This window comes from Micromonospora sp. NPDC051296 (assembly GCF_040682255.1).
GTDB classification, from domain to species: Bacteria; Actinomycetota; Actinomycetes; order Mycobacteriales; family Micromonosporaceae; genus Micromonospora; species Micromonospora craterilacus.
Window position 1 is genome coordinate 1 of sequence record NZ_JBFBAO010000395.1, and the last position, 6,074, is coordinate 6,074.

A 6,074-nucleotide genomic window follows, 5' to 3' on the forward strand; every position below is an offset into this window, starting at 1 on the left:
CCGGCAATAGGGCGGTGGAGGCGAGGCGGGTCCTGGCCGAGGGTGGCAAGGCGGAGGAGGAGGCCATGCCGGTGTTGCATGGCCGACGGCGACAACGCCGCCAGCCGACGTGCCAGGGCGCGCCGCAGCCCCGCCAGTCCTATTGCCGGCCGCTCTAAGCGCAGGCACAGCCGGAAACCGTAGGGTGATCACCACGAGGCCACGACCTGGCGGGCCAGACAGGAGGAGACCGACGTGAAACTGCTCGTCACCGGCGGGGCCGGCTTCATCGGCAGCGTGGTGAGCCGGATGCTGCTCGACGCCGGTCACGAGGTGGTCGTCCTGGACGACCTGCGGACCGGCCACCGGGAGGCGCTCGCCCCCGACGCGACCCACGTCGAGGCCGGCATCCACGACGCGGCCCGGGTGCTCACCCCGCAGGCCGGCTTCGACGGCGTGCTGCACTTCGCCGCGCTGATCGCCGCCGGAGAGTCGATGGTCGCCCCGGAGCGGTACTGGCTCAACAACACCGTCGGCTCGCTGGCGCTGATCGACGCGGTCCGCGCGGCCGGCGTACCGCGCCTGGTCTTCTCCTCCACCGCCGCCGTCTACGGCAACCCGACCGAGCTGCCCATCCCGGAGACCGCCGTCAAGGCCCCGACCAACACGTACGGTGCCACCAAACTCGCCGTCGACATGGCCCTCACCTCCGAGGCGATCGGGCACAGCCTGGCCGCCGTCTCGCTGCGCTACTTCAACGTCGCCGGGGCGTACCTCGACGGCGACGTCGCGCTCGGCGAGCGGCACGACCCGGAGACCCACCTCATCCCGATCGCGCTCGAGGTGGCCGCCGAGCGACGGGAGAAGCTGCAACTCTTCGGCGACGACTACCCCACCGCCGACGGCACCTGCGTCCGCGACTACATCCACGTCGCCGACCTGGCCCGCGCCCACCTGCTCGCGCTCGACGCCGCCACCGCCGGCCAGCACCGCATCTACAACCTCGGCAACGGCAACGGCTTCACCAACCGGCAGGTGGTCGAGGTGGTCCGCGAGGTCACCGGCCATCCGGTGCCGGTCGAGGTGGCACCCCGCCGCGAGGGCGACCCCGCCGAGCTGGTCGCCTCCTCCGCGCTGGCCCGCGCAGAGCTGGGCTGGGAGCCGCGCAAGCCGACCCTGCACGACATGGTCGCCGACGCCTGGGCCTTCTACCGCACGCACGTGCCGGACCGGCCGTGACCGACCCGCACCGCGAAGTCGCCGGCCGGGCCGCCGCCGGCTTCCAGACGGTGTACGGCGAGCCGCCCGCCGGCCGCTGGGCCGCTCCCGGCCGGGTCAACCTGATCGGCGAGCACACCGACTACAACGACGGGTTCGTGCTGCCGTTCGCGCTGCCGCTGCGCACCGTCTCCGCCGCCGCGCCGCAGCCGGGCGACCGCTGGACCGTCTGGTCCGAACTGACCGGCGAGACGGTCGCCTTCGGCGCCGACGAGGTGGCCACCCCCGGCCGGGTCACCGGCTGGGCCGCGTACGTGGCCGGAGTGGTGTGGGCGCTGCGCGAGGCGGGCCACGCGGTGCCCGGGGCACGGCTGGCCATCGCCTCCGACGTGCCGCTCGGCGCCGGGCTGTCCTCCTCCGCCGCGCTGGAGGCCGCCGTACTCACCGCGCTGGTCGACCTCGGCGGGCTGGACCTGCCCACCGAGCACCAGCCCCGGCTGGCCCAGCGCGCCGAGAACCACTACGTCGGCGCGCCGACCGGGATCATGGACCAGTCGGCGGCGATCCGCTGCCGGGCCGGACACGCCCTCTTCCTCGACTGCCGCACCGAGCGAGTGGAGCACATCCCGTTCGACCTGGACCCCGCCGGCCTCGTCGTGCTGGTGATCGACAGCCGCGCCCCGCACCGGCACGTCGACGGGGAGTACCCGGCCCGCCGCGCCTCCTGCGAGAAGGCCGCGGCCCTGCTCGGCGTACCCGCACTGCGCGACGTGCCGGCCGCCGACCTCGACGACGCGCTGGCCCGACTGCCCGACGACGACGTCCGCCGCCGGGTGCGGCACGTGGTCACCGAGAACCAGCGGGTGCTGGACACCGTCGCGCTGCTGCGCTCGGGACAGGCCCGCCAGATCGGGCCGCTGCTCACCGCCTCGCACGCCTCCATGCGCGACGACTTCGCCATCACCGTGCCCGAGGTGGACACCGCCGTCGATGCCGCGCTCGCCGCCGGTGCGCTCGGCGCCCGGATGACCGGCGGCGGCTTCGGCGGCTGCGTACTGGCCCTGGTGCAGGCCGACCAGGCCGACCGGGTGGCCACCGCCGTCATGGCCGCGTACGCCGAACGCCGCTTCACCGCCCCCGGCCTCACCACCGCCACCCCGTCCCCCGGCGCCACCCGCCTCCCCTGACCTCCACCCCCAGCGGTGATCAAGGGATTCCGGTCAGGTACCGCGTGCCCCCTGACCGAAACCCCTTGATCAACCAGGAGACCCGGGTGGGGTTAGGGGGTTTCGACGATCATGGCGGCGGCTACGGTGCGGTTGGTGGTCTCGTCGATGATGATGAAACCGCCGGTGGTGCGGTTGCGGCGGTACTCGTCGGCGAGCAGCGGGACGGTGGTGCGGAGTCGCACCCGGCCGATCTCGTTGAGGCGCAACTCGGTCGCCGACTCGTCGCGGTGCAGCGTGTTGATGTCGAGGCGGTAGTGCAGGTCACGCACGATCGCCCGGGCCGCGCGGGTGGTGTGCTTGATCGCGTACTTGCCGCCGACCTGCAACGGGCGGGTCTCGTCCATCCAGCAGACCATCGCCTCGATGTCCTGCGCGACCGCCGGCGCGTTGTTCGGCCGGCAGATCAGGTCACCCCGGGAGATGTCGATCTCATCTTCCAGACGTACCGTCACCGACATCGGCGGGAACGCCTCCGCGACCGGCCCGTCGGCGGTCTCCACCGCGGCGATCCGGCTGGTGAAGCCCGACGGCAGCACCATCACCTCGTCGCCCGGCTTGAGCACACCGGAGGCCACCTGACCGGCGTAGCCCCGGTAGTCGGTGACCGTGGTCGACTGCGGACGGATCACGTACTGCACCGGGAACCGGACGTCGACCAGGTTCCGGTCGCTGGCGATGTGCACCCGCTCCAGGTGGTGCAGCAGCGCCGGCCCCTCGTACCAGGGCATGTTCTCCGAGCGGGTGACGATGTTGTCGCCCTGAAGCGCGGAGATCGGCACCACGGTCAGATCCGGCACGTCCAGCTTCGCGGCGAACGCGGTGAACTCGTCGGCGATCCGCTCGAAGACCTCCTGCGAGAAGTCGACCAGATCCATCTTGTTGACGCAGAGCACCAGGTGCGGCACCCGCAGCAGGGAGCAGAGGAAGGCGTGCCGGCGGGACTGCTCGACCAGGCCCTTGCGGGCGTCCACCAGGATCAGCGCCAAATCGGCCGTGGAGGCGCCGGTGACCATGTTCCGGGTGTACTGGATGTGCCCCGGGGTGTCGGCGATGATGAACTTGCGCCGGGGCGTGGCGAAGTAGCGGTACGCCACGTCGATGGTGATGCCCTGCTCCCGCTCGGCCCGCAGGCCGTCGGTGAGCAACGCCAGGTTGGTGTACTCGTCGCCCCGGGCCGCGCTGACCGCCTCCACGGCGGCCAACTGGTCCGTGAACAGCGACTTCGTGTCGTACAGCAGCCGACCGATCAGGGTCGACTTGCCGTCGTCGACGCTACCGGCGGTGGCGAAGCGCAGCAGGTCCATCCGCCGCGCCGTCGCCTCCGGAGCGGCTGGCGCGAACGTCTCGGTGGTCATCAGAAGTAGCCCTCCCGCTTGCGGTCCTCCATCGCGGCCTCGCTGACCCGGTCGTCACCCCGGGTCGCCCCACGCTCGGTGATCCGGGTCGCGGCGACCTCCTCGATGACCTTCTCGACCGTGTCCGCGTCCGAGCGGACCGCCGCCGTGCACGAGGCGTCGCCCACCGTGCGGTACCGCACCTGGGCCTTGAACCGCTCCTCCCCGGCCCGGGCCGGCAGGAACTCGTTGACCGCGTAGAGCATCCCGTCGCGCTCGACCACCTCACGCTCGTGCGCGTAGTAGATCGACGGAAGCTCGATCCGTTCCCGGGCGATGTAGTGCCAGACGTCCAGCTCGGTCCAGTTGGACAGCGGGAAGACCCGAATCGACTCGCCCGGGTGGTGCCGGCCGTTGTAGAGCGCCCACAGCTCCGGCCGCTGGTTCTTCGGATCCCACTGGCCGAACTCGTCGCGGAAGCTGAACACCCGCTCCTTGGCCCGAGCCTTCTCCTCGTCCCGCCGGGCCCCGCCGAAGAGCGCGTCGAACCGGTGCTTCTCCACCGCGTCGAGCAGCACCGGCGTCTGGATCCGGTTGCGCATCCCGTCGGCCGACTCCCGGACCAGCCCGCTGGCCAGGGCCTCCGGCACGCTGGCCACCACCAGGTTCAGGCTCAGCTCGGCGACCCGCCGGTCGCGGTACTCCAGCACTTCGGAAAAGTTGTGACCGGTGTCGACGTGCATCACCGGGAACGGGATGTGGGCCGGAGCGAAAGCCTTCTGCGCCAACCGGAGCATGACGATCGAGTCCTTGCCACCGGAGAACAGCAGGACCGGCCGCTCCATCTCGGCGACCACCTCGCGCATCACGAAGATGCTCTCCGCCTCCAGCGCGTCGAGATGGGTCACCTGATACGCCGCGGTGGCGGTCATGACACGGGCTCGATTCGCTCGCTCATCCGGCTTTCCAGACCTTTCCGGTCGGGGATGTCAGAAAGTAGCGCCAGGCTACCCGCAATGCCGGTGCAGCGCTGCAAGCAACCGGCTGGCGAGATCCTTGCGGCACACCAACAGATCAGGCAGACGCGGATCCGCCTCGTTGTATTTCAGCGCAGAACCGTCGATCCGGGAAGCGTGCAGCCCGGTGGCCGTCGCCACAGCCACCGGCGCCGCCGAATCCCACTCGTACTGCCCGCCGGCGTGGATGTACGCGTCCACCTCGCCGGTGACCACCGCGGCGATCTTCGCCCCGGCCGAGCCCATCGGCACCAACTGCGCCCCGACCTCCTCGGCGAGATCGGTCAGGAACACCGGCGGCCGGCTCCGGCTGGCAGCCAGCCGGATCCGCCGGGCACCGACCCCGGTCGCCGCCTCCGCCGTCATCGGCGGATACCCCGGCGGGTAGTCCGTACCCAGCACCCGGTGCTGGGCCGGCAAGCCGACCGCACCGGCGATCAGACCGTGCGGCGTCGGCGCGTTGCGCGCCCAGAGCGCCACATGCACCGCCCAGTCCGCGCGCCCCTCCTCGCTGAACTCCCGCGTACCGTCCAACGGGTCGACGATCCACACCCGGTCCGCGGTCAACCGGGAGACCGCAGCGGCGTTCACCTCGGCCGCCCACGCCAGCCGGGAACCCTCGTCCTCCTCGGAGAGCACCGCGTCACCCGGACGCCACTTCGCCAGCTCGGTCCGGATCAGGTCGTGCGAAACCTTGTCACCCGCCGACTTCAACGCACCGGGATCGGCGAACCCCATCTCCGCCCGCAGGCCCACCAGCGCCTGACCGGCCCGATCCGCCAACCAGCGCGCGAACGCACCGTCGATCATCGGTGGACTGCTCATGCTCCCGCTCCCGTCGCCACGACCCGCGTACGCCGAGCAGCCGGCCCCGCCCGGCCACCGAACCCGCAGACTACCGGTCCGGCCGGCACGGCTCGCCCGTCAGCCCCCGTGATAGAGGTTCTGCGTCGGCTCCACACCCCGGGTGACCACGGACTCCACCACGTCGGCGGCCCGGTCCACCAGAAAGTCCAACTCCTTGCGCTCCACCGAACCGAAATCCGACAGGACGTAGTCCGCCGGATCCTGCCGCCCCGGCGGCCGACCGACCCCGAACCGCACCCGCACGTAGTCCTTCGTGCCCAGCGACTTCGACATCGACCGCAGGCCGTTGTGCCCACCCTCGCCCCCGCCGCACTTCACTCGCAGCTGGCCGTAGCCGATGTCCAGCTCGTCGTGCACCGCGATCACCTGGCCCGGCGACACCTTGTAGAACTGCGCCAGGCTGGCCACCGGCCCGCCGGAGAGATTCATGT

Annotated in this window: 6 protein-coding genes; 2 read left to right on the forward strand and 4 right to left on the reverse strand. The window is 71.6% G+C overall.

What is annotated here, in order from left to right:
* Positions 1–234: 234 nt before the first annotated feature.
* Both galE and galK read left to right on the forward strand, forming a co-directional pair.
* Positions 235–1,218: a UDP-glucose 4-epimerase GalE gene (galE, locus tag AB0M52_RS28925; protein ID WP_363960218.1), complete on the forward strand. Its 984-nt coding sequence runs from the start codon at positions 235–237 to the stop codon at positions 1,216–1,218.
* A complete protein-coding gene (galK, locus tag AB0M52_RS28930; RefSeq protein ID WP_363960221.1) occupies positions 1,215–2,384 on the forward strand; it encodes a galactokinase in 1,170 nt (389 codons plus the stop codon). Before galE ends, galK begins: the two co-directional genes overlap by 4 nt.
* Before the next feature lie 92 nt (positions 2,385–2,476).
* Here galK and cysN read toward each other — a convergent pair whose 3' ends face one another.
* The 4 genes from cysN to pth all read right to left on the reverse strand — a co-directional run.
* Entirely contained in the window at positions 2,477–3,781 is a 1,305-nt protein-coding gene (cysN, locus tag AB0M52_RS28935; protein WP_363960224.1) for a sulfate adenylyltransferase subunit CysN, read from the reverse strand.
* The gene (gene cysD, locus AB0M52_RS28940) at positions 3,781–4,692 is read right to left on the reverse strand and encodes a sulfate adenylyltransferase subunit CysD (protein ID WP_363960226.1); all 912 of its coding nucleotides are present in this window, start codon (positions 4,690–4,692) and stop codon (positions 3,781–3,783) included. Before cysD ends, cysN begins: the two co-directional genes overlap by 1 nt.
* A gap of 75 nt (positions 4,693–4,767) precedes the next feature.
* Positions 4,768–5,601 (reverse strand): inositol monophosphatase family protein, encoded by an 834-nt coding sequence (locus AB0M52_RS28945; protein ID WP_363960229.1) that lies wholly within the window; start codon positions 5,599–5,601, stop codon positions 4,768–4,770.
* A gap of 99 nt (positions 5,602–5,700) precedes the next feature.
* Positions 5,701–6,074, reverse strand: a 374-nt coding sequence (gene pth / locus AB0M52_RS28950; RefSeq protein WP_363960232.1) for an aminoacyl-tRNA hydrolase, incomplete at its 5' end; no start/stop codon positions are given.

Bases quoted from the DNA above. Each gene is read 5' to 3' on its own strand.
- cysN (WP_363960224.1), bottom strand. From the start codon at position 3,781: ATGACCACCGAGACGTTCGCGCCAGCCGCTCCGGAGGCGACGGCGCGG.
- cysD (WP_363960226.1), bottom strand. From the start codon at position 4,692: ATGACCGCCACCGCGGCGTATCAGGTGACCCATCTCGACGCGCTGGAG.
- AB0M52_RS28945 (WP_363960229.1), bottom strand. From the start codon at position 5,601: ATGAGCAGTCCACCGATGATCGACGGTGCGTTCGCGCGCTGGTTGGCG.